Raw genomic sequence first — 20,905 nt, forward strand, 5'->3', positions numbered from 1 at the left:
TGCATGTGGAGGACTGGTAAGCGCCCGCGACAGTTGCACAGCACAGGAGCTGCCACCCATTTCAGTGATAAGAGCTAGCTCGGTACAACGAGCGCCGACGGGGCTGAGCAGACCGCCGAGCGGGGCGCGCCTTGCGTCCGTCTCAGCAGTTGAGCGAGCCTCCTCGCAGGATGGCTTGCCCTGCCGCGAGCGGTTCACTGCCTGGACAGCAGCAGGTAGCCGCCCCCCTGCCTCCTACAAGTGAGGCGAGCCCCGGTACGAGATCGACGTCGACACCCCGGGCCCCCGGCGCGAGCGCACCCCGGCCTACTGCCGTCGACGTTCTCTCGGCAAGCCCCAACAGGCGCCGCTGGAGCAGGTGCTCTTCTCGCCCGCTAGGACCATGTGCGGTTGCCCACCCCCACCCTCAGGGGAAGGCCAGGCGCGGGCAAGGTGGCGGCATGCTCCGGCGAGCATGGCGCCGGTGGACGAGGCCATTGCGGTGCATGACCAACACGATGGCTGCCAGTTCGCCGTAGACCACCGACGCGCCCCAGGCCCGGGCCGCCCCGCGCAGGCGCGTTCGAGGAGGGAGTCGATGAGCTCAGCTCCGCAGTCCAGGGGCGCCGGCGCAGCAAGGTCGCGGTCACGCGGTACGCGTGGCACGGCCGAACGCCGCCTCGGTAACCCTCGTGAGATGCGGACGCACACGAGTCCGCTGCGACCATGTGTTGGCGGCGCGACCCGCGACCCTCGCCTCGACGAGCGGGTCGAATCTAACTCATGCCAATGCGCCGCCCCAACAGCTATGCACGTACGACACCTCCTCGTCAAGCAACCGCTTTAAGACGAAAGGCTCTGACGATCTAGCGCTCTCTCTGGCGGCCTGATTGAGTACCCCTCGTGACACCAGCAACACCAACCGTCACATCGGACAGGGGAGCTGTGGAGCGCTCGCGCAGCGACTGAACACGGGGAATGGCATGCGCACAACATGTACGAAGGTTTCCGCTGTGACGGATCGGCCGACCAGGTCCGGAATATGGCCGACTGACCATACCGATCGACCGAGCTCCGACCTGCGCGCCTGATCAGGCGCGATTCGGGCCTCGCGGACCAGCCGACCCGCCCACTAGAAGCTCGGCGCCTCCCCCACTGTCTATGACCCACAGCGAACCCGGGCGCTCATCTCTTCACACCTAGGCCGAGCCCATGCCAGCAGGTGCGCACCTTCCGCTCGCCCCGCCCTTCGAACGCACGGAAGGATCCTTCCGCCGATCACGCAAAGGAGTAATGTCATGTACGCAACACGTGTCAGGATGGCCGTCGCAAGCCTGCTGGCCGGAACCTTACTGGCCGCGGCAGGCCCGGCGGTCGCCCACGCCCAGGCGCCGCAGAGCAGTGACCCGGCGCGCCAGAAGGTCGCCGTGAGCACCGCTCGGCTCGTGAACCTCAAGTCCGGAAAGGTGCTGCAGGCCGTGAGCACCGCCAATGGTGCCCGGGTCGTCCAGCAGCCCACGACCAGTGGCCAGTCGCTGCAGCTCTGGGAGGTGTACCTCTTCGGGGACTACTACACCTTCGAGAACCAGGCGGCGGGGCGGAACCTCGGCATCGACGGTGCGAGTACCTCCGCCGGCGCAGCGGCCATCATCGCGACTCCGTCCAGCGACATCAACCAGGATTGGTACGCGGACTGGAACGGCTACGGCGGAGAGTACTTCGCGATGGTGAACCGCAAGAGCGGTCTATGCCTGGGCATCTCGGGCGCCAGCACCGCCAACGGCGCGCAGGCCGCTCAGTTCCCCTGCGACGACTCGACCAACCAGGGCTGGGCGATGCATTAGCGCAGGGGTGGGCGTTCCCTCGGCCCGACGGCCACTCTCACCCCGTCGGCGTCCGCAGAGCAGCGAGCCGACGCCGAGATGTGCCCTCGCCACCATCAAGATTAAGGACCTCAAGTCCGGAAAGTACCTGCAGGCCAAGAACTCCGCCAACGGGGCCAAGGTCGTGCAGCAATCCAGCAGCGACAGCTTTCTGCAGCTCTGGGAAGCTGTGCGGACGGAGGGTGGCACCGTCTACAGCTGGGGAGAACTGGCAGCCGAAGCTGAACCTCGGCATCGACCGCCCCAGCACCTCGGCCGGCGCGGCAGCCATCACGACGGACTCCGTCCGGCGACCTCAACCAGGACTGGTACAAGAACTGGGGCGCCTACGACGGGACGTACTACGCGATCGCAAGAACGACCTATGCCTGGGCATCTCGGGCGCCAGCACCGCTAACGGCGTGCAGGCCGCCCAGTTCTGCGACGGATCCGCTAGTCAGGGCTGGGCAACGGTTTCTTAGCGACCGCTCGTTCATGTGGCGAGGTCCCGGACCTTTGACCCGGGACCTCCCGTGCTCCAGGCGAGAATGCGGCGCGTTGGGAGTGTGCATCTCCGATCACGTTCCGCCCCTGGTGGCATAAACTCTCGTTACGGCCGCCGAACGCGCTGCGCTATCTTTCGCCCCAACGCCTGCCCCGGTGATTCGATGTAACGGTAGGTCAGTACGCATAGGGGCAGCAGCACGGCGTAGAAGGCCAGCTCGAGCAAGGGCTTGTTCTCCCGCCAGCGGCCGATCGTGCCATCGGTGACCGCCAGCAGGACCGGATGCACCAAGTAGACCGAGTAGCTGATCGTCCCGAGCCACGTCAGCCAGCGGGGTATCAGGCGCCGGCGGAACGCCAGCCCGACGCCGAACGTGAGCACGGCCAGGAGGAACGACGCGATCCAGGCGCGCCGCGTGAAGTGGGACCCGTCGCCGTAGCTGTAGGCTGCCCCTACCGCGCAGGCCACCACGATGATCGCGGTGCAGGCCGCAAACCTCCAGGTGCTTTGACCGCTCTCGGCTCGGTATACGGCGGTGCCCAGGAACATGACGGCAAGAATCACCAGCCCTTCCCACATGGGGACCGTGCTGTTGAAGGCGACCAGCACGAGCCCCAGTACCCCGCCCAGCACGCCCCCCGACACCCGTAGCGCACCTGATGTGCCGCTCGCGCAGCAGATGGCGACCACCATGGCGGTCGCGGCGACGGCTACCAGCGGGCCGGTTCCGACCGCGTCGGTGAGCGCGGACGCGGGCAGTGCGCTCGCCACGGTCACGCTCACTGCGGCCAGCGCCGCCAGGGTCACCGCGACCGGTGCCGACCGCTGGTGAAGCCGCAGCGAGAAAAGCGCCACCACCAGCAAGTAGAAGGCCATCTCGTACGAGAGCGTCCATAGGACAAGCAGGAGGTTGGGTGTTCCCAGTAACTCCTGGAGCAAGGTGACATGGGCAGCGGCCACCGTGGCGAAGCTCTGTCCGTCGAAGTCACGGATCTGCGCGAACCCAAGCACGTTGGCCGCAAGGACCGCGGCAACGACAGCCACCCACAGCGGATAAATACGGAAGATTCGTCCGATCCAGAAGGTTCGGACACAGCCCCGCCGCTCAAGCGAGGCGGGAATGATGTAACCGCTCACGAGGAAGAACACCATGATGCCGTACCTACTGGTGTTGAATTCCGGCATCAACTCGCCCCGGAAATCCGCCATGAAGGCGTACGACGAGTGGTCGAACACCACCACGAGCGCCGCGATGCCGCGCAACGCGTCCAGCCAGCCCAGCCGCGCTGGGTCCGCCGGCGTCCGGAGTGCGGGTGATCGTGGCGGTGCAGAGGGTAATGGCTGCAGCGCAGGCTCAATGCGATGGGGGACTTCCATACCCGTCTTCACGTTCAGTGGCCCGCCGGTGTTCAACTGCGAGCCGATCATTCTTCGGTCCACCCGAATTTTACCCGTCGGCCGAAATTGCCCTGCTGAAAACCGAGCATCGAAATTCTGCCAGGGGGTCCGCGCGATCTCGCCGAGGACGCACCGCCATGCACCATGGCGCCAACCACGACCATAGGACTGCGGCTGGCCGCGCCGCCGCAAGCCCCGCCCACGCGACCGTCCAGGTGTCAAGGAAACCGCAGCTCAAAGACCTTGACTGTCCTGGATCGTCCGTAGCATCGGTGACCCTTTGCTCTCGCAGAGGACGTCGACGACGACCTCCACGATTGAACCGCTCTGGGTGACGGAGACTCGATTCCGCGCGAGGATCGGGTCATGGCACGTCCGTCCAAGCTTCGTGAGCGTGCGGTGCGTATGGCCGCAGAGATCCGCCCCAACTACCCGACGGCGTGGGCCGCGATGAAGCGGTCGCGAGCTGGGTATTGGTGCCGCTGATATATGGTGCGGACCTGGGTCCGCAATACCGAAGTCAATGCTGGCCAGCGTCCGGGCGTTCCCTCGGGCGAGGCTGCAGAGATCAAGCGCCTGAAGGGAACTGATAAGACGTTCGGTGTAGCTCCCGCTCATGGAAGATGCATCGATGACCAGCCAGAAGGTGGCCGGGCTGGAGGCTGACGAGTCGGCAGCGGCTGTGTCGGACGAAGGCCGTGGACGACCAGCTGATTGACGAGCTAGGGAGCCGGGCCCAGGCCCGCCCTGGAGGGCGAGATCACCGACCACCTCGGCTATGACAAGCACGATCCGGCGGGCGAGGACGGCGGCAACTCCTGCAATAGCAAACGCTCCAAGAGCGTGCTGACCCACGTCGGCCCGGTGGAGACAACCATGCCCCTCCGACGCAGCCAGGCCTCCTGGCGCTTGGTTCGGCTCACACCCCGAGGTGCCAAGAGGCCCTGCTGCCATGCGCCGGCTCTCGCGATATCACCCGCTCAGGAACCCTGTTCGGCGAGGCTGATCCCGTGATCGATAAGCGGGGCGCGTCTTAGTCCGGCGAGCCTGGTCTCGTTCGGCCGGGTGTGGGCGTCCGCCTCTTTGAGAGCCGGTCAGTGGTCACTCGACGAAGTACCAGCCCTGGTTGGCGCTGCCGTCACAGGGGAACTGGGCGGCCTTCGCGCCGTTCGAGGTGCTTGCACCCGAAATACCCAAGCATAGGCCGCTCTTGCGATTCTTCATGTAGAAGGCGGCTCCGGGGTAGTCGCCCTTGGCGAGGTACCAGTCCTGATTGACGTCGCCGGACGGATTGGCCTGGATGGCCACCGCGCCGGCCGAGGTGCTGGCGCCGTCGATGCCGAGGTTCTTGCCCGAACCGCCGTTCTCGAAGCTGTAGTAGTTGCCGTCCGGGACGGGAGTCCAGTACTGCGAGCTGCTGGCGCCCCAGGTCTGCTGGACGATCGTCGCCCCGTTGGCGGTGCTGGATCCTGACGGCTGCAGCACCTTCCCGGACTTGTAGTTCGCAAGCCCTGCGGAGGCGGTGGCCGTCAGGCTCGACAGCGGTATGGGCTTCGGGTCGGCGTCCTGTAACGGCTGGGCGTGAGCAATCGCAGGACTGGCTGCCGCCATCAACGCCCCGGCCAGAACCGCTGCGACGATGTTCTTGGTGTGTCTCTTGCGCACTTTGATTCCATTCACTCTGGGTTGCTTCCCTGTTGCGAGGAGTACTCAATCAGAGGGTCGAAGGGAGCGCTAGATCGCGTGATCAGCTTGACCGAAAGCGCTTACTTGACGGGTGCATGGCCATGTGTGCGGGAGGCCTTGGTCTTGCAGCATGCAGTGTGATGGCCACGTCACTTTGCAGCAGGCCACGGCTTGCGCAAGGCCTCCCGCAGGTACTAGGGCAGCGTCAGAGGCTTGCTCTCGGTGGCGTTCGTAGTTTGATAACTGCCATTACGGCCTTGTTGGTGAACGCGGCGCCACAGGGACTGGGCGAAGGCGACCAGGTGCGGGATGGTCACGGGCCAGAGTCCGGTGAGCAGGCGACGGCTCTCCTCCCGGTGTAGCCGATCATGGTCTGTGGATCGGGTACGGAGTCGGCAGCGGCCAGGCTATGGCGGAGTTCGCAGCAGTCGGCGGCGCGGTGTTGTCATCGGCCGGGGCGAGGCGGGCGGTGCGGGTCGCACTATGGAACAGGAATGCCAACCCGGCGATGGCCAGGGTGATGTGCCGGCTGCCACTTGTGTACCTCATACCGATCCAGTCCGCCGTCTTGAAGCAGTCCTCACACCCCGCTGCAAGCCAGCGATCTTCACAAGGGTGGGCAGGGTGGCGTCGGTACGGGCGTGCACCACAAGCAGGCCAGCTCGCCCGGTTCGCTGATCGACGGGAACAAGACCTGCGACGGCTATTCGAGCACCAGGAGACGAGGCACCGGTGCGCGGTGCCTTCAGTAACGGTCCAGCCCCTCGACCACTTCATAGCGGGCACCGGCCTGGCCCTCGACGAACCAGCGTCACCTTGACGAGCCGGAGGCAGTAATCGGCCGCTGGCCGCAGGACAACCCCGCGCCCGAGCAGGCCCCGTCAAGTAGGCATTTTCGGTCTAAGCCGATAAATAATCTACCGAACTTTCCGACGGTCTGATTGAGTACCGCCAGTGACACCAAGCACATCAAACGCAAGGAGGCGCACCATGCGCACAAGCACCACGAAAGTCGCTGCGGTTCTGGCGGGAGTACTGATGGCGGTAGCCAGCCCGGCAACCACTCACGCGCAGCCATCACCAAAGAGCAGCGACTCGACGCCGCGCTTACTTGCCGCAGACGGGCTCAAGAACGTCAAGTCTGGAAAGTTTCTGCAGCCCACGAGCGCTGCCAACGGCGCCAAGGTGACCCAACAGCCCGAAAGCAACGCATTTATCCAGAGGTGGGAAATATACTTCGATGGCGATTACCTCACCTTCGAAAACAAAGAGTCACTGTTGAACCTCGGAATCAACCGTGCCAGCACTTCGGCCGGCGCGGAGGCCATCACGGCAATTCCCTCGGGCGACCTCAATCAGGACTGGGAAAGGATTTGGGGCTCCAACGGGGACTACTTCTACTTGAAGAACAGAAAGAGCGGCCTGTGCCTGGGTATTTCGGGAGCGAGTACCGCGACCGGCGCACAGGCCGCTCAGTTCAGTTGCGACGGAACGACTAACCAGCGCTGGATACATACCTGACAGGCCCTCAGAGGGCGTTTGAAGTGGGAAGATTGCCGTTTACACCCTAGTACGTTCCTCGCCAGGTGGGTGTCATCTCGTCCGTTATGCGCCTGGCGAGGTTGTCGATCGAGGCGATGTGGATCATGGCCTCGGAGCTGGCGGTGAGGGTCTCGTAGTCGCGGGCGAGGCGGCGGTGCATCATGATCCAACCGATACTCCGCTCCACCACCCAGCGCCTTTTCACGACCTGAAAGCCGCGGGTCTCCGGATTCCGGTTGACGACTTCGACGTCGATTCCGAGGGTGGCGCCGTGCTCGACGACGGCATTCTTGAAGCCGGTGTCGACCCAGCTCTTGGAGATGGTCGGGTACGTCTCCTTCGCCTGGTCGAGGAGGCGGATTCCCAGGGCGTTCTCCGACAGGCCGGCGGCGGTGACGGTCACGGCGAGGATGAGGCCGATCGTGTCGGTGAGGATGCCGCGCTTCCGGCCGACGATGATCTAGCAACGCCTCCAAGTGTTTGATGCAGTACTCGCAGCAACATCAACACAACACAAGCGGAGATGTCATGCGCGCAACACGATTCAGGGCCAAATTGGCTGCAACCGTCGCAGGGGCGTTGATAGCGGTGGCCAGCCCGGCGATCGCTCACGCCCAGCCCTCGCAGGGCAATGACGAGGGGCAGCCCGCAGCGACATCGATCCCGCAGTCCGCTGCGGCAAGCACCTTGGGCATCATGAACTACAAGTCGGGGAAGTTCCTGCAGGCCACCAGCACCGCCAACGGCGCTAGGGTCGTCCAGCAGCCCTCGAACCCGAACAACTCGCATCAGCGCTGGATAGAGGTCCCCGACGGCGACTGGTACAGCTGGGAGAACCTCGCTGCGGGCAGAAACCTTGGCATCGACCAGGCCAGTGTCTATGCCGGCGCGGCGGCCATCATCGCTGACGGGTCCAGCAACGCCAACCAGGACTGGCGCCTGACCTACAACTCCAACTACCCGGACGGCACCTTCCAACTCTACAATCGCAAGAGCGGTAAATGCCTGGGCATTGACGGCGCCAGCACCGCCAATGGCGCGCAGGCCCTCCAGTTCTTCTGCGACGGAACCGCCAACCAGGGCTGGCAGCTGCGGGTGCAGTCGTGATCGATTAGTCATCAAGGGTTCTGGATTGGACCCTAAGCTTGACGTTTAAGAGGGCGTTTGAAGTGGGCAGATTGCCGTTTACGCCCTAACTTGATCTTTAACCTGTGCGGCGGGGTCGTGGGGTCGTTGACTTCTTCGTTCGCTGTTTCGTCGGCTGCGTCTTGCCAGGTGTGTGCACGTCGTGGCGTGGTGTGGGTCGGGTGTTCTTTCGACCTGGGGGCCGTCCGGGACCGGGGCTGGAGGGTTTCGGTGCTCTGGCCGGGCAGGTCGTCTTGGGGCGGATGTGCCGGAAGTCGCGGCGGACGCGGGCGGGAGTGAGCCTTTCCCGTGGGACGGGCCTTTCCCAGGGGCGACGCAGGTCGGCTGCGAGCGGGCGGGCGAGCCGCAGTTGGGTGTAGGCGGCGAGGATGAGCCAGGTCCACCGGTCCGCCGCTTGCGGGGTGCGGACCTTCGGGGAGGTCCAGCCGAGGGTCTGCTTGAAGAGGCGGAAGGTGTGCTCGATGTCGAAGCGTCGCAGGTATGCCTGCCACAGGCGGTCGGCGTCTGTCGAGCTGGCGTCGGTGCCTGACCACCACAGCCAGACCGGCTTGGGGGTTGCTCCGCTGGGCAGGTGGTCGATGTCCAGACGGATCACTGTTCCCTCGACGATGGGGAGGGTACCGTCGGCCGAGGCCCAGGAGGAGCGGTGGGTCAGCTTGGGGTGGAGTCGGTTCCAGGAGCGTGCGGTGGCGGTGCCGTAGAGGCGGGTGTCGGTGACGGTTTCGGTGTCCGGGGTGCCCCAGGTGTCGGGCTGTCCGAAGACGAACTCGCCGCCGTGCCGGGGCGGCCGACCCTGGGTGAGTGGCAGCCGGGGCGGGACAGCCCTGCGCAGGACCCGGTCTGATCGCATCCGGGCCAATACCTGCACCGGCAGGTCCCTCAGGAGGAAGCCGAGGCGGGGTGCGTCGTATCCGGCATCCGCAACGATGAGGATGTCCGGGTCGCCCGTCTGCCACTGCCCCGCGGCGATCAATCGCTGAAGCAGAGCAGCTGCCGGGCGGTGACCGTGGCGGTGTCGTCGCCGGGCGCCAGACGCAGCGCGTCCAGGGGTGCCGTCCACGAGCTGCGGCCGGGCTCGAGCGCGCAGATGATCGAGTAGGGCCAGCCGGGGATGGGAATGTGCTGGTTCTTGCCCCGGCCGTAGGTGTGGCACAGGATCCGTTCCGGTGAGGTGTGGGCGTCGGGCCGTAGCCAGCAGGTGACGTCGATGGCCAGGACCAGTCGGCCGTCGCCAGTCCGCGGCAGTGGCACTTCGGCCAGTGCCCGCCGCAGCCGGCCGGCGTCAATGCGTCCACGAGCCACCGCGGCATAGAGCCCGCCATGGCCTCGGCGGTATTCACCCACCAGTGATAACTCAGCCAGCGACCTCACCGGCCCGTCGCCGCACAGGACAGCATCAGCGAGCTCGAACAACGCATCCGAACGAGCGGTCAGGCAGGAGTAGAACTCACCCCGGAAGCATGACAGTTGTGCCAACGGCCCTCGCCGGGCTTCGTGATGCAACAGACTCATCCTCACGGCCTTCGTGCTAGACATGTGTGTTCCTTGGTCGGAGCACATGTTCAGACGAAGGCCGCTTCCATGTACGGCAGTTACCGGACCGAGTGATCAAGTTCGACGCACCATTCGACGTCGCACGTTAAAGATCAAGCTAAAGGCTGTCCCGTAACCGCTGGTCACGAGTGGGACGATCCTGGTGTGGCTGGTGTGATCACGGCGTCCAATCCGTCTTGGATAGCTCCGTTCACGGGACTATCCCCTCGGTCCTTCGGAGCGTTGGTCAGGAGGCTGCGTCGAGAGGAAGGGGGTGTGCCCCGTCCGGGGCGGCCCTGGTCACTGAGGAAGCCGTCACCGCCCCTGAACAAGGCGCCAACTGTTCACTGACCGGCGGCTCGTGGTATTCGCTCTACGACAACACCGGCTTCGCCCAGGCTCGCGCCCTCGATATTGACCACCTGGTGCCACTCGCTGAATCCTGGGACTCCGGCGCCTCCGCCTGGACCGCTGCCCAGCGCCAAGCGTTCGCCAACGACCTCGACGACCCCCGCGCCCTCATCGCGGTCTCGGCAGCCAGCAACCGGTCCAAGGCTGACCAGGACCCAGCCACCTGGCAACCGCCAGCTGAGGACTACCGCTGCACCTACGCCACCGACTGGGTCGCGATCAAAACCCGCTGGGGCCTCGCGATCGACGCCGCCGAACGGACGGCGCTCACAGAAATCCTCCATGACAGCGGCTGCCCGAACAGCGTCATCACGGTCAGCCGTGGCCGCTGACGTCCGAAGCGGCGTGGCTCGTCACCACGGGGGGAGTGACGGACCACGCCTGGGTCCACGGTGACACATGATCTGGTGCATACCCGGACTTCAGGGCCCGGTAGGACCGGTAAGCAACGGCAGCGCTGGTGTATGGGGCTTGTCCTGGCCGGGCGGGGTGCCGTCGGGGTGGTCGTGGATCCAGGACAGTCCGCCCATGTCGAGGCGTCGGCGGGTACGGGTGACGGCCACGTAGGCCAGACGTGCTTCAGCGTCATCGACGGGGTCGGGTGGCGTCGGGGGGTCTTGGTCGTCAGCGGTGTCGTCCTTGGAGCGGGCGAAGTCGTCTGCGATGAGCACGCGCGGCCATTCGCGTCCCTTTGCCTTGTGGGCGGTGGAGACGGTGACCTGGGCGTGGGGCTCGGGGGCGAGGTGGGCGACGGCCGTGAGGATGGCGTTGGTGCCGTGGGTGTCGACGAGGTTGACCAGGGGCTGCAGGTCGCGGCCTGCCGGGTCGTGGGCGGCGTAGTCCTGCAGGTCACCCCAGCAGGGGAAGAGGATCAGTTCGGGGTGGTGGGTGCGGCGGCCTTCTTTCAGGTCGCGGGCTGCGAGAGCCAGGGCCTGGAGGCTGTCTCCTCCCCCGGCCAGGGCGACGTGGTATCCGGCGGCCATGAGGGTCATGACCTGGGCCATGGCGCCGACGTTGGTGCGGCACAGCACGGCGTCCGGCTGGGTGACGGGGCCGAGTTCGGTGGGCATGGTGGGGGTGCCGGTGAGGCGGATGGGGGCGTCGGCGAGGTGCAGCCAGCGGTTGGCTTCTGCGGCGAGGTCGGGGCCGAAGCGGAAGGACTGGGACAGGGTGAGCTGGGTGCCGTCGAAGCCGGTCATGACGTCTTTGGCGCCGCGCCAGTGGTAGATGGCTTGGGCGGAGTCGCCGACCATGACCAGTTGGGCGTGGTCGCGCTGGGCGAGGAAGACCTGTTCGACGACGGGGTTGGTGTCCTGGGCCTCGTCCAGGAGCAGGAAGTCGGTGTCGATGCGGGGCTGGGTGAGCGCCCAGATTTTCAGGTAGTGGTCGTGGTCGAAGCGGACGGCGCCGTCGTCGGGGTGCTGGAGGTCGGCCCATGCTTTGCGGGCGAACGGCACGAGATGGGCGGCGAGTTCGGCGTGGAGGTCGGTGTCTTCGAGACCGCGTAGGTGGGGTACGTGGTGGCTGGTGATGGCCTCGTCGGCGGTGTGGCAGAAGCGGGTGACGGTGCGCAGGGTGGCGTTGGAGAGGGCCTTTTGTGTCACCTCGCGGTCGCCGATGCGGACGGCCTTGGTGATGCCCAGGGCGTGTCCGGTCTGCCAGGCGGGGCGGCGGGGAGCGTTGAGGCGGCGGGTGTAGCGGTGGCCGACGGCTGCGTAGGCGAGTGCGTGGGCGGTCTTGCACAGCACATTGTGGGGGAAGCGGGTGCGTGCGTCCTGGGCGATGGCCCGGTTGTAGGCGAGGTAGCGGCCGCGGCGGGTGGTGGTGCGGGCGAGCAGGGTGAGGGTGGTGGTCTTGCCGGTGCCTGCGCCGGCTTGCAGTGCGAGGTGGTTGCCGGCGTGGAAGGCGTCGGCGGCTGCTGTCTGTTCGTCTGTGGGGTTCATGGTCTGGGGCTTTCGGGGAGTCGGGTGAGGGCGTGCCCGACGGCGGAGAGCAGGTGGGCGGGGGTGGTGTGGACGAGGATTTGGCGTACGGCGCGGTCGAGACGGTCGGCCTCCCGGTCGGCGTGCTCAGCCAGGGCTCGGCGGAGGGCGTCCGCTACGTAGCGTTCGGCGGTCTGGCCTGCGCGGCGGGCGTCCCGTTTCAGGGCGGCGTAGACGGTAGGCGGGAAGGCGAGGTTGAGCAGGATGTGTCCGTGCCTGTCCGGGTAGTGGGTGGTGATCACGTCGATAGGGAGCCGGGCGGTGAGCCGCTGACGCAGGCGGTGGGCGGCCCGTTCGGGGGTTTTGCCGCCTGCGACGGCCATGAGGCGGGTGGCGTCGTGGTTGGCGGCGAGTGGCCAGGCATGGGCGCCGTGGCGGAGTTCGGCCGCCGTCAGGGGCCGGGTCAGCACGATCTCCAGGGCGTGGTGCGGCATCGAATCACCGGTCTCTGAGCTGGCGGGCCGAGGTGTGAGGCAGACGGGTGCGGATGTGTGCCGCGTGCAGGAAGGGGTCGAAGGCCTTCCATCCCGCCAGGACGAGGTCAGCGGCGCCGGGGGCAGCGGCGTGTGTGGGGCAGCGCTGGGCGCGCCAGCGCAGTTGCTCGCTGTAGGGGAGCTCGCTCAGGTCATAGACCGCCATCAGGACGTCGGGCAGGACCAGTTGGCCGCGGCCGGGTCCGGTGGGCAGTAGTTTCCAGGTGCCGGCCGGTGCTGTGGGGGCGAGGACGGGGTGGGTGCAGCGGTGGCGGTGGTGGGTCTGGGCCACGCAGCGGATGTGTTCGATCGCGTGCTCGCCGAGATAGCGGCACAGCAGGATCTGCACCACGGGACGAGCGGGGGCGTCGACGTCGAGGGCCTGTCCGCTGGTGAAGGGAAGGGCGGGAGTGAAGGCGCCGGTGTCAGCCAGACGGCGGGTACGGACGGCGAGTTGGCGGCGGATCGTCTCAAGGTAGGAGCCGGTTCGGCATGTGGGGGTGCGGCGGGGGCAGATCACGGCGTGCGGAATGCGGCACCAGGTGCTGCCGTCGCCGTGGGGGTAGGCGATGCCGCCGCTCAGGTGCCAGCGGCAGGGTTCGGGGACGTGAGCGGCGGTCAGTTCGTCAGGGTGCAGGGCAATGGGCCGCTGGTCGGCGCGCTGATAGAGGTCGATGCGGTTGCCGCACTGGCGGCATCGGCCGCTTTGGCCGGCGCGCAGCAGGCGGCTGGGGCTGGTGCCGGCCACCTGCAGGGGGCGAGGACGCCGGGTGATGCGCGGGCTGCCGTCCCAGTGACGGCCGGCGGGGGCGGGAGTGAAGCACATGGCCCGGACCGTGCCAGGCGACACGCGGATGTGGGCGGCGCGACGGCATGGGTGTCCCCTGACCGGCCCAGCGGAGCCGAACAGGCGACCCAGCGGGCAGTCTTCTGTTCGATGCCTGCTCGTCGGTACGGGTGATTTGCGGCATGCCTTGAGGGGCGAGTGCCGGGAGGTCAGGAGCCTTGCGTGCCGGGCGGAGTGTGGTCGTCGCAGAGGGTGGCGAGGAGGTCCTCGATGGGCACGTCGAAGGTGTGGGCGAGAGTGTGCCAGGTGGTGACACTGCCGGTGGTGCGGCCGTGTTCGAGGTCGATGAGGGTGCGCCGGGCCAGGCCGCTGCGTTCAGCAAGTTCGTCGAAGGTCCAGCCGCGCTCGCCCCGCAGGCGCGCGAGGTAGACGCGCAGTGCGGTGAGGTCAGGATCGGGCGGCAAGATCGTCACCCCACCATCCGACGGTGCAGAACCCTGCCCTGTCAGTGCAGACTTCTGCACTATCTGGCAGCGAAGGGGGCGTCAGCCGTAGTGCAGAAATCTGCACTACGGTGTCTCTGTTTCGGGCCCCTGATGCCGGGGGACACCGGTCACCGCACCATGTAAAGACGGGAGGGTAAGCAGCCGATGAGGCTTGTCGGCGCGCGTGCCGCAGTACGGCGCATCTGGACGGTGGAACTGCGTCCGCGGGCAGGCGGACCAACCCTCATCTGCGGCCACTGCACCGCCCACACCCCGCCCCTCGAGGCCGCCTCCGCGCGGTCCGCTGCCCTGGCTCACCTGGCCTGCCACGCCCGCGCCGAGGTGTTGCCGGACTATCTGCGCACCTGCCAGTGCCGGGAGAGAGGCTGCTCCTGGCATCCACGTCGCCGCGGCTGCGCCGGGCCGGTCCTGCTCGCCCTCACCCGCGACCGCAGTGGCCGTACGTGGCGGCTGGCCGATGCCTGCGCGGCCTGCGCGGCCGCAACCAGCCATACCGCCGTGGTCCCCGACACCCTGCTCACCGCCCGCTGGCCGCCTGCCCCGCGCCCCGCTCTCGCTGTCCGCATCGGCACCGATGACCGGGTGCGCGTGCGGGAGACACTCACCTACCTCTCCACCGCCCTGCCCCGGTGCACCTCCCCCGCCGCCCGGCTGCTGGCCCTCCAGTGCGCCCTGCGCGCCGACACTCGCGGCCACGTCCGGCTGCCCGGAGGGCTGCTGCGCGGCATGCGTCTGCACGGACGCCGGGAACTATGGGATGAGCTGTCCAACGCCGGCTGGCTGCAACTGCCTGACCTCAGGCCGACACACCTGGAGGTACGGCTGCTCGATGCCACTGCCCTGGATCAGGTGCCCGGCCGCGGCGCGCGCTGCCGCGCCGCCCACTGGGCGCTGCGCCCCACGCCACTGATCCTGCCGGGCCGTATCCCCCCGGCCCTGCGGCTGGCCGCCCTGGTCGTGGCCGCACACACCTGCCAGTGCACCGAGTTGGATATCCTCGCCCGCTTGTGCGGGCACTCCCCCCACCAGATGGAAGAACTCCTCGACCAGTTGGTGGCCGCACGCACCCTGACCAGCTGGCACCAGAACCAGACAGGCGAGGTGATGTGGCACCTTCCCCCACAGCCTGCAGAGGCCTGTCGCACGACCGGCCCCGGCAGTCGGTACATGACAGAGCCGACGGCACGACACCAGTCGTCACCATGACGGTGCGGAGGCGTTGAAGGCAGCACGGGAGGCGAACAACCAGGTCCCCTCATCCGTACTATCTCTGCGCTGGGACACCATCCATCGGTTGCACATCTGCTCAGCGGGCAGAAGTCACCACCAGCACTGTCACACGCCTCAGGCTTCAGGACTTCAACTGCCGCAGAAAGGCCAGTCACCATGCCGGACACGACACCCTCTACCAGCGAGTTGACTTCGCACTACATCGCCCAGGTAACCGGCGATCTCGAGAACAACACCAAAGAACGGGAACGCATCAGCGCAGAAATCGAGGCACTACAGGAGCAATTGCAGGCTCTCCAGCAAGACCACACCACCCTCGTGAACATGCAGCAGGCCCTCGGCGCCACGACATCACCCGTCCCGAGCAAGCCCGCGGGCGTGCCCGCACCCCGGGCGAAGAAGACCACCCCGCCGGCCCCGGCCCCGGCGAAGAAGACCACCTCCGCCAAGGGCGGCAAGACAGCCAAGAAGCCCACAGCGAAGAAGCAGACGCCGAAGAAGTCGACGGCGAAGTCGGAGACCTCGAAGACAGCAAGCCAGCCCACCCTGGTGGAACTTATCCGAGCCCACCTCACCGAGCAGAAGGAACCGCGCTCGGCAGCAGAAGTCGCCACCGCCCTCGGCCAGGCCCACCCCGACCGCCGCATCCAGACCACCGTCGTACGCACCACGCTCGAAGGACTCGTCGCCAAGAGCCACGCCCAGCGATCCAAGCAGGGCTCCTCCGTCTTCTACACCGCAAGCCCCGCCGACGCGCCCACCACGACCGCCTCAAACGACGCCCCGGCACAGGCAAGCTGACCTCGGGCCCATCCACGGCGAGGCCCGGCCGCCGCCGAGCACGCAACCAACAAGCAGCAGTGCTGCGGTGCACGGCGGCTCCGGGTCCGGCCTCCAGCCGTCGACCGACCTCTCGCAGCACAGGCAGAGCGGATCCAGACGCTCCCGCCCCGGGCGCTCCCACAGATCCACATCGAAGTCGCTCCCTTCGGCCGCATCGAAAGGGGATCGCCCACACCTCGGCTGACGGTGGAGGGCCGCACGCCCAGTCGCGCTCACCGACCTGATCGACAACGTCAGTCGCTACCTTCGAACGATAGTGGCGCGCGGGCGTAGAGCAGGGTGCTGACGCTTGGTTCACCTGGAACGGGAGCGAGCCGGTTGCCTCGCAGAGACTGGTGAGCTGGTGAGCGAAGGCGAGGACGGCTGCTTCGTCGAGTCCTTCGATGGTGATGCGGACCAGGCCGGGGTCGTGCAGATGGGCCGCATGCGAAGAGGTGGTGATGTCCTTTCAGGCGGGCGGCGCTGGGGGCGGCGTTGCAGGTGGGGGCGATGTTCACCCGCGGGCTGTACAGGCTGGTTGGGGTTGACCCGACAGGGCCTGCGTCTTGCGTGGGTTCTTGACGTGGGTTGAAGGGTTCCAACGCGGCACGAGCGGTGATGCGTTGCCTTCCCAGGGCGCAGTGCAAGTTTGCGCAAACGTTCGCGGGCGGTTGTGTCGGGCGGTTCCGGCCTGAGGGGCGTATTCGCCTTCCGGGTAGTGCGCTCAGTGGTACTGCGCGGCGGATTCGGCTGGAACGGCCACGGGGGTTGGTGCATTTATGCAGACGGATAGGCCGCTCGATCATTTGCGGTCACGGGTGGTCACAAAGCGGCCGGAGTGAAACCAGTCGTGTGTTCGCGGCGCCACCGTTCGGCAATTAGTCATCGCTGAGGCATTCGAACTTTGCGCGATGAACCGTTTATATAGCGCCGCGTGTGACGGAGGCATTACGGTCCGTTGACGCAGGGAACCCCGGACAGGCTGGCTACCGACTCCGGGGTCCCCCATGGACCAGACCAAGAAAGGCAGGTAAGTGCCCCGTGCTTGACCGGCTTTCCATTGCCGCCCTGTTCCAGACGGCAACTCGCGACGACGCTAGCATTCCGCGTCCTCCCCGGAAGGAAACACGTATTGCGAGTGCCTGGACTGTCACGGTGCAGGCAAGCGTGTTCCTGGCCGTCGTCGTGGTGGCTGTGATCTTGATCCGTGGCTGGTGGACGGCTCCCGCCACCGCGGCGGTCGTGGCGGGCCTGGTCATGGCGGTGCGTCAGTCGCACTGCCATTACCAGCGTCTTCGGCTGAGCTGACCGGTGGAGCGGGCGGCGGCGGACTATCCGGTGCGCCGCCGCCCGTCATCCCACCGGTTGATCTTGCACCGTGCCGAAACAACGAGTTCCTCTTCCGGATGCGCAAGAACCCGCGCATCGCGGAAAGAAACCTCAGCACTTGGGAGGAACGATGGCGGGCACCAGTCCCCGCTACGACATCTGCCGCCACTGCCGGGAACGTTTTGCCCAGGCCAACGGCCCAGGACGGAAGAAGGAGTACTGCAGCATCGCCTGCCGACAGAAGGCCCAGCGTGAGCGGGACGGCCGGCTGGGACAGCAGCAGGCACGCAGTGCGCATCCGCTGGGCCGGCGGATTGCGGAGGACCTGCAGGCTCTTGCGGCGGCGCTGCTGGAGGCCGAGTACGACGGGCGGCCGCTGGCCGAGCTCCTGCGCTACGCCGATGAGGTGACCCGGGAGGTGGAGTGCTATACGGCCGCGGCGGTCCACGACGCCCGCAACCAGGGTGCGGACTGGAAGCAGGTGGCTGCGGCCGCTCAGGTCAGCGCGACGACGGCGCGCACCCGGTGGGCGGAGAGCCGCGTGCAGACCCGGCTGAAGCGGCGGGCCGCAGAGCGCGCTGCGGTGCGGCAGCCTCATGCGCCGCCGGCTGGGGAAGGGACGCCACTGTCCAAGGCGGCCGAGCGGGCGTCGGCCAAGCTCGCCTCGGCACTGTCGTATCTGCACCGCTCCAGCAGCCTGACGATCAAGGAGGTGGCCGAGCAGACCACGCTCTCGCCGTCGTACGTGTCGCGGATCCTCTCGGGCGAGCGCACGCCGACCTGGCCGGTGGTGCGCACTCTGGTGGAGTTGTTCGGCGGGGACCCGGCTGAGCTGAGTGTGCTGTTCGAAAGCGCCCACGGGCTGGTGCCCACGCCCCGGCATGCGATCCCGGACGCGGTGGCCCGGCTGCAGGCGGCCTTGCAGGGGCTCCATCTGGCTGCCGGCCGCCCGCAGCTCGGCGTCATCCGCAAGGCGTCCCGGGGCACGCTGAACACCCAGACGATCAGCGACATCCTGAGTGGCCAGATGGTCCCCGGCTGGGAGCAAACGGCAGCCCTGGTGACGGCGCTGGGTGGCTGGCCCTCCGACATCCGGCCGTTGTGGGAGGCCATCCACTACGCCTTCTTGTACTGCCTGGACCCCATCCCGCAGGGCCCTCGACAGCTTCCCCCCGCCCGCCCCGAGTCCACCTGAGGCTGAAGAGAGGTGCCATGTTCTTGTCTTTGCGCCGCCGCCGCAGCGAGCCCGTCCTGGCTGCCTGTGCTCCGCTCGCACAGGACGAGACCGAGCAGCAGGTTCTCGTGCTGACGCTGCCGGTGGAATACACGGCCTTCTGCCTGCTGCACCGCGAGCGCTATCTGCGGTACGCCCGGGAGCGGGTGCAGGATGCGTGGGTGAGCCAGAAGGTTGTCGAAGCGGCTCTGGGCAACCTGGCCACGATCTGGCCGACGGTCATCAGCAGTTCGCGCCCGGCGGCGATTGCCTGGCGGCTGCTGGATGCTCTGATCGCTTCGGCGCTGCGCGGGCAGGGCGCCAGCAAGATCCAGCAGTTGGACGCGGTGCACCGGGTGCTGCCCAAGGCCCAGGCGGATGCGGTGATCTTGCGCTGCCGGCTGCGGCTGAGCGAAGCGCAGGCGGCCGAGCTGATGGGGGTAGAGAAGCCGGTGGTCGCTTCCCATCTGCGGATGGCCCAGCGGGCGTTGCCCGGCCTGTTAACGGACGTCCCCGCCGTGCCGGGGGCGCCTCGGGATAGCGGCCGCGTGCGCCGGTGAAGTGAACGCGCCGGGCGCTTGTAGCGCACTTCGGGCTGCCCTGGGTGGTTCTACTCAGAACTGCCCCACCGGAGAACGGTTTTCCTACCATGGAGGGCCCGCAGCATGCCGTGTGCTGTGGCTCGACGGGGTGGGGTGCCGTAGTGGAGCGCGGGCGGATGCCGCTGGGCGACATCGCCGATGTCGCATCGCCCAGTGTTGCCCGGATCAACAACTTCCTGCTGGGCGGCAAGGATCATTACCCGGCCGACCGGGAGGTGTGCGAGCAGCTGCTGCTCATCGCTCCTGGCGCCCGGCGGGCGGCCGAGGCCGGCCACCGGTTCCTTTTGCGGGTGACCAGCCGCCTGGCGCGTGAGTACGGTGTGCGGCAGTTCCTGGTCTTCGGCGCCGGGCTGCCTGCCCGGGTGGGCGTGCACCAGATCGCCCAGCACGTCGATCCGCGGGCACGTGTGGTGTATGCCGACGACGACTCCCTCGCGCTCGCGCACGCCCGTGCGGTGTGGGAGGACCGGCGCCGGACCATGGTGGTGCGGGCCGAGCCTGTCCAGGCCGCACACGTGGTGTTCGATCCGTCCGTGGGCAGGCTCATCGACATCAGCCAGCCCGTGGCCGCACTGTTCGTCTCGGCGCTGCACACGGTGTACGAGCCAGCCGGACTGCTGGGGCACACCGCGTCGCTGCTGGCGCCGGGAAGCTTCGTCGCGGCCAGCCACCTGACCAGTGAGGACGCGGTGGTGCGGCAGCGGGCCACCCGTCTGATGCGTCAGGCGACGGCCGGACGGTGGGGTCGTGTGCGCTCCCGTGAGGAGGTCGACGAGCTCTTCGGCAGGCTGCGGCTGCTGGCGCCGGGGCTGGTCGATGTCTCGCAGTGGCGGCCGGGCGGTGACCGGGGCGTTGAGACGGGCCCGGAATGGGCCGAGTACGGCGGCGTGGCCTGCGCGCCCTGATCCGCGCAGCGGGGTCGCAGGACGGGGGGGCTCAGCTGAAGCGGTGCTCGAGCAGGTCCAGGCTTTCCTGGGGGGAGAGCGCGGCCTGGGCTAGGCCGTCCAGGACGGAGCGGTAGTGGTCGGTCTCTTCGGGCTTGTTCAGGTATTCGGCGTCGCGCAGTTGCTCGAGGTAGACGATGTCGGGCAGGGCGGGCAGGTTGAAACGCAGGTGGGTTATGGGAAAGCCGGCCGCGACGCAGGCCGGGCGGCTGAACGGTGCGATCTGCAGGGTGATGTGGTCGAGTTGGGCCATCTTCACGAGGTGGTGCACCTGTTCGCGCATGATGTGCTCGCCTCCGATGGCGTGGTGGAGAACGGCCTCGTCGAGGACCGCCCACAGGTGGGGGGCGTCCGAGCGGGCGAGGAGGGTTTGGCGGGCCATCCTCAGCTCCACGCGGATGTCGATCTCTTCCTGCTGGGCCAAGGGGTAGCCCAAGCGCATCACCGCCTCGGTGTAGGCGGGGGTCTGCAGGAGGCCGGGGATCAGCTGGATCTCGTAGGTGCGGATCATGGAGGCGGCTTCCTGCAGGCCGATCAGTTTGCCGCACCAGTCCGGCAGGACTCCGTCGAAGCGGTGCCACCAGCCGGGCTGGCGGGAGGCGCGCACCATCTCGGCGAAGTGGGCGAGGACTTGACTGTCGCTCACGCCGTAGAGGGCGAGCAGGTCCGTCACATCGTCGAGCTTGCAGGTGACCTGGGCCCGTTCCATCCGGGAGATCTTCGCCTCGGAGGCGCGAATGGACCGGCCCGCCGCCTCCGCGTCGATGCCGGATGCCTTGCGCAGCGTGCGCAGGAGGTGGCCCAGCACCAGGCGCAGCGCTATCGGGCTACGCGCGGAGGCGGCGAGGTAGTACTCCAGGGTCGGGGCATCGACCGGGCGGGCGGACGTGGGCATCGAGTCTCCTGTGAAGGACGGACGACGAGCGTCAGTTTCCCAGGATGCCGCCCGGCAAGG

17 protein-coding genes and 4 pseudogenes are annotated in these 20,905 nt (G+C 67.4%); 12 read left to right on the forward strand and 9 right to left on the reverse strand.

Annotated elements, in window-relative coordinates:
• The first annotated feature begins 1,277 nt into the window (after positions 1 to 1,277).
• On the forward strand, positions 1,278 to 1,823 hold the full coding sequence (locus ACZ49J_RS32255; RefSeq protein ID WP_467454232.1) for an RICIN domain-containing protein: 546 nt from the start codon (positions 1,278 to 1,280) through the stop codon (positions 1,821 to 1,823).
• 628 nt (positions 1,824 to 2,451) lie between these two features.
• Here ACZ49J_RS32255 and ACZ49J_RS32260 read toward each other — a convergent pair.
• Positions 2,452 to 3,774 (reverse strand): acyltransferase family protein, encoded by a 1,323-nt coding sequence (locus tag ACZ49J_RS32260; RefSeq protein ID WP_467454231.1) that lies wholly within the window; start codon positions 3,772 to 3,774, stop codon positions 2,452 to 2,454.
• A 601-nt stretch (positions 3,775 to 4,375) separates the two neighbouring features.
• Between ACZ49J_RS32260 and ACZ49J_RS32265 the strand changes: the two are divergent.
• Positions 4,376 to 4,635: pseudogene (locus tag ACZ49J_RS32265) on the forward strand (transposase); the annotation flags it as partial.
• Positions 4,636 to 4,845: 210 nt separating this feature from the next.
• Here the strand turns inward: ACZ49J_RS32265 and ACZ49J_RS32270 are convergent.
• Entirely contained in the window at positions 4,846 to 5,409 is a 564-nt protein-coding gene (locus tag ACZ49J_RS32270; RefSeq protein ID WP_467454230.1) for an RICIN domain-containing protein, read from the reverse strand.
• Positions 5,410 to 6,420: 1,011 nt separating this feature from the next.
• On the opposite strand from ACZ49J_RS32270, the gene ACZ49J_RS32275 reads away from it, so the two are divergent.
• On the forward strand, positions 6,421 to 6,951 hold the full coding sequence (locus tag ACZ49J_RS32275; protein WP_467454229.1) for an RICIN domain-containing protein: 531 nt from the start codon (positions 6,421 to 6,423) through the stop codon (positions 6,949 to 6,951).
• Positions 6,952 to 6,997: 46 nt separating this feature from the next.
• Here the strand turns inward: ACZ49J_RS32275 and ACZ49J_RS32280 are convergent.
• Positions 6,998 to 7,429: pseudogene (locus tag ACZ49J_RS32280) on the reverse strand (transposase); the annotation flags it as partial.
• Positions 7,430 to 7,500: 71 nt separating this feature from the next.
• Between ACZ49J_RS32280 and ACZ49J_RS32285 the strand changes: the two are divergent.
• A complete protein-coding gene (locus ACZ49J_RS32285; RefSeq protein ID WP_467454228.1) occupies positions 7,501 to 8,079 on the forward strand; it encodes an RICIN domain-containing protein in 579 nt (192 codons plus the stop codon).
• 97 nt (positions 8,080 to 8,176) lie between these two features.
• Here the strand turns inward: ACZ49J_RS32285 and ACZ49J_RS32290 are convergent.
• Positions 8,177 to 9,630 (reverse strand): annotated as a pseudogene (locus ACZ49J_RS32290) (NF041680 family putative transposase).
• A gap of 186 nt (positions 9,631 to 9,816) precedes the next feature.
• Between ACZ49J_RS32290 and ACZ49J_RS32295 the strand changes: the two are divergent.
• Together ACZ49J_RS32295 and ACZ49J_RS32300 are read left to right on the forward strand one after the other, a co-directional pair.
• Positions 9,817 to 9,957, forward strand: a pseudogene (locus ACZ49J_RS32295) (IS5/IS1182 family transposase); the annotation flags it as partial.
• A gap of 41 nt (positions 9,958 to 9,998) precedes the next feature.
• On the forward strand, positions 9,999 to 10,394 hold the full coding sequence (locus tag ACZ49J_RS32300; RefSeq protein WP_468351229.1) for an HNH endonuclease family protein: 396 nt from the start codon (positions 9,999 to 10,001) through the stop codon (positions 10,392 to 10,394).
• 90 nt (positions 10,395 to 10,484) lie between these two features.
• On the opposite strand, the gene ACZ49J_RS32305 is transcribed toward ACZ49J_RS32300, so the two are convergent.
• The 4 genes from ACZ49J_RS32305 to ACZ49J_RS32320 all read right to left on the reverse strand — a co-directional run bounded on the left by ACZ49J_RS32305 (position 10,485) and on the right by ACZ49J_RS32320 (position 13,777).
• Complete coding sequence (locus ACZ49J_RS32305; RefSeq protein ID WP_467454226.1) at positions 10,485 to 12,005, reverse strand: UvrD-helicase domain-containing protein; 1,521 nt, start codon at positions 12,003 to 12,005, stop codon at positions 10,485 to 10,487.
• Positions 12,002 to 12,478, reverse strand: coding sequence for a hypothetical protein (locus ACZ49J_RS32310; protein ID WP_467454224.1), 477 nt, complete (start codon positions 12,476 to 12,478; stop codon positions 12,002 to 12,004). Before ACZ49J_RS32310 ends, ACZ49J_RS32305 begins: the two co-directional genes overlap by 4 nt.
• Before the next feature lie 4 nt (positions 12,479 to 12,482).
• On the reverse strand, positions 12,483 to 13,343 hold the full coding sequence (locus tag ACZ49J_RS32315) for a DUF6083 domain-containing protein (RefSeq protein WP_467454223.1): 861 nt from the start codon (positions 13,341 to 13,343) through the stop codon (positions 12,483 to 12,485).
• A 170-nt stretch (positions 13,344 to 13,513) separates the two neighbouring features.
• Positions 13,514 to 13,777 (reverse strand): helix-turn-helix transcriptional regulator, encoded by a 264-nt coding sequence (locus ACZ49J_RS32320; RefSeq protein WP_467454222.1) that lies wholly within the window; start codon positions 13,775 to 13,777, stop codon positions 13,514 to 13,516.
• A 177-nt stretch (positions 13,778 to 13,954) separates the two neighbouring features.
• Here ACZ49J_RS32320 and ACZ49J_RS32325 point away from each other — a divergent pair, with 177 nt between their 5' ends.
• The 6 genes from ACZ49J_RS32325 to ACZ49J_RS32350 all read left to right on the forward strand — a co-directional run bounded on the left by ACZ49J_RS32325 (position 13,955) and on the right by ACZ49J_RS32350 (position 19,911).
• Positions 13,955 to 15,016 carry a hypothetical protein gene (locus ACZ49J_RS32325; protein ID WP_467454220.1) on the forward strand — a complete coding sequence of 354 codons (1,062 nt, stop codon included), beginning with the start codon at positions 13,955 to 13,957 and terminating at the stop codon, positions 15,014 to 15,016.
• A 180-nt stretch (positions 15,017 to 15,196) separates the two neighbouring features.
• On the forward strand, positions 15,197 to 15,841 hold the full coding sequence (locus ACZ49J_RS32330; RefSeq protein ID WP_467454219.1) for a hypothetical protein: 645 nt from the start codon (positions 15,197 to 15,199) through the stop codon (positions 15,839 to 15,841).
• A gap of 1,062 nt (positions 15,842 to 16,903) precedes the next feature.
• Positions 16,904 to 17,170, forward strand: a complete 267-nt coding sequence (locus ACZ49J_RS32335) for a hypothetical protein (protein ID WP_467454217.1) — start codon at positions 16,904 to 16,906, stop codon at positions 17,168 to 17,170.
• 151 nt (positions 17,171 to 17,321) lie between these two features.
• Positions 17,322 to 18,386 (forward strand): helix-turn-helix domain-containing protein, encoded by a 1,065-nt coding sequence (locus tag ACZ49J_RS32340; protein ID WP_467454215.1) that lies wholly within the window; start codon positions 17,322 to 17,324, stop codon positions 18,384 to 18,386.
• A gap of 17 nt (positions 18,387 to 18,403) precedes the next feature.
• Positions 18,404 to 18,964: an RNA polymerase sigma factor sigma-70 region 4 domain-containing protein gene (locus ACZ49J_RS32345; RefSeq protein ID WP_467454213.1), complete on the forward strand. Its 561-nt coding sequence runs from the start codon at positions 18,404 to 18,406 to the stop codon at positions 18,962 to 18,964.
• Between the two features lie 158 nt (positions 18,965 to 19,122).
• A complete protein-coding gene (locus ACZ49J_RS32350) occupies positions 19,123 to 19,911 on the forward strand; it encodes an SAM-dependent methyltransferase (protein WP_467454212.1) in 789 nt (262 codons plus the stop codon).
• Between the two features lie 31 nt (positions 19,912 to 19,942).
• Here the strand turns inward: ACZ49J_RS32350 and ACZ49J_RS32355 are convergent, their stop codons facing one another.
• The gene (locus ACZ49J_RS32355; protein ID WP_467454210.1) at positions 19,943 to 20,845 is read right to left on the reverse strand and encodes a helix-turn-helix domain-containing protein; all 903 of its coding nucleotides are present in this window, start codon (positions 20,843 to 20,845) and stop codon (positions 19,943 to 19,945) included.
• Positions 20,846 to 20,905: the final 60 nt, after the last annotated feature.

The sequence above is a fragment of the Streptomyces sp. NPDC030840 genome (assembly GCF_055572015.1).